Consider the following 1,722-nt stretch of genomic DNA (forward strand, 5'->3'; position numbering starts at 1 on the left):
CTCAAGCGAGACTATCCCAACTTCAGCGAACTGCTGCAATTTTGCAACCAATATGCCATTGCCAAAAATCTATGTCTGTCAGGAGTCGTTGAAGCCTACACTCTAGAACCATACCGCAACAGCTATGCCCTAGTGATGGAGGATTTTGGCGGCATTTCTCTGCGACAGTACGCCCAAGAGCGATCGCTGACTCTAGTAGAAATATTGGAGATCGCCATTGAAATAACAGACATTCTCAACGGACTATACCGAAACCGAGTCATTCACAAAGACCTCAAACCTGCCAATATCCTGATTAATGCCAAAACCAAAAAAGTCAAGCTGATTGATTTCAGCATTTCGTCTTTGCTGCCTCGCGAAACCCATACAACTCAAAACCCAAACGGACTAGAAGGCACCCTAGCTTATCTCTCCCCAGAACAAACCGGGCGCATGAACCGGGGAATTGACTATCGCAGCGATTTCTATTCGCTCGGTGTCACCTTCTTTGAATTGCTCACCGGGCAACTACCCTTTCCATCCCACGATCCAATGGAATTGGTGCACTGTCATGTTGCCAAGCAACCGCCTACCGCCCGCAGCGTGAATCCAAAGATCCCTTTGGTACTCTCAAATATCGTCAGCAAGTTAATGGCAAAGAATGCGGAAGAGCGCTATCAAAACGTGCTGGGACTCAAACACGATCTAGAGCGCTGTTTGCAGCAATTACAAGACGGAAAAATCGAACTGTTTGAGTTAGGGCAACGCGATATTTGCGATCGCTTCCTCATCTCAGAAAAGCTCTACGGACGGCAAACTGAAGTAGAAACCTTACTAACTGCCTTCAATCGCGTCAGTGAAGGAAGCAGCGAAATAATGCTCGTTGCCGGATTTTCAGGGATTGGCAAGACAGCAGTCGTCAGCGAAGTCCACAAACCCATTGTCCGGCAGCGCGGCTATTTCATCAAAGGAAAATTTGACCAGTTCAACCGCAACATTCCCTTCGCTGCCTTTGTCCAAGCATTTCGCGACTTAATGGCACAACTGTTGAGCGAGACAGACGAACAACTCGAGCGATGGAAAGCCAAAATTCTCTCCGCACTCGGAGAAAACGGACAAGTCATCATTCAAGTCATCCCCGAACTCGAACGAATTATCGGTCAACAGCCACCCGTTGCCGAACAGGTGGGAAATGCCAGCCAAAATCGCTTCAACTTGTTATTCCCAAAGTTTATTCAAGTCTTTACCACCCAAGACCATCCCTTAGTCATCTTTCTCGATGACTTGCAGTGGGCAGATTCGGCATCGCTCAAGTTGATGCACCTGTTAATGAGCGACACTCACGCTGGCTACCTCCTATTAATTGGCGCTTACCGGGATAACGAGGTTTCTCCTGCTCATCCTCTAATGCTGACGCTAGATGAAGTTTGCAGCAGCGGTGCCTTAGTCCACACCATTACTCTCAAACCCCTGCTCCAAAATGACCTCAACCACCTGGTTGCAGATACCCTGAGTTGTTCGCAAGAGATTGCTGCACCTCTGACAGAATTGGTGTACCAAAAAACTCAAGGTAATCCCTTCTTTGCCACCCAATTTCTCAAAGCGCTACATGATGAGGGATGGATTGCATTCAACACTGAGATTGGTTTCTGGCAGTGCGACATTGCTCAAATTCGCTCGCTGGCGCTGACTGATGATGTAGTTGAATTTATGGCGCTTCAGTTGCAGAAGTTGCCCGCACCG

Annotated in this window: 1 protein-coding gene; it reads left to right on the top strand. The window is 48.0% G+C overall.

The genetic code is table 11. The features are described 5' to 3' along the window. Nucleotides 1-1,722, top strand: a 1,722-nt coding sequence (locus QUA13_RS32320; RefSeq protein ID WP_333205159.1) for a serine/threonine-protein kinase PknK, incomplete at both ends; no start/stop codon positions are given.

The sequence above is a fragment of the Microcoleus sp. S28C3 genome, assembly GCF_036700785.1.
Lineage (GTDB): Bacteria > Cyanobacteriota > Cyanobacteriia > Cyanobacteriales > Microcoleaceae > Microcoleus > Microcoleus asticus.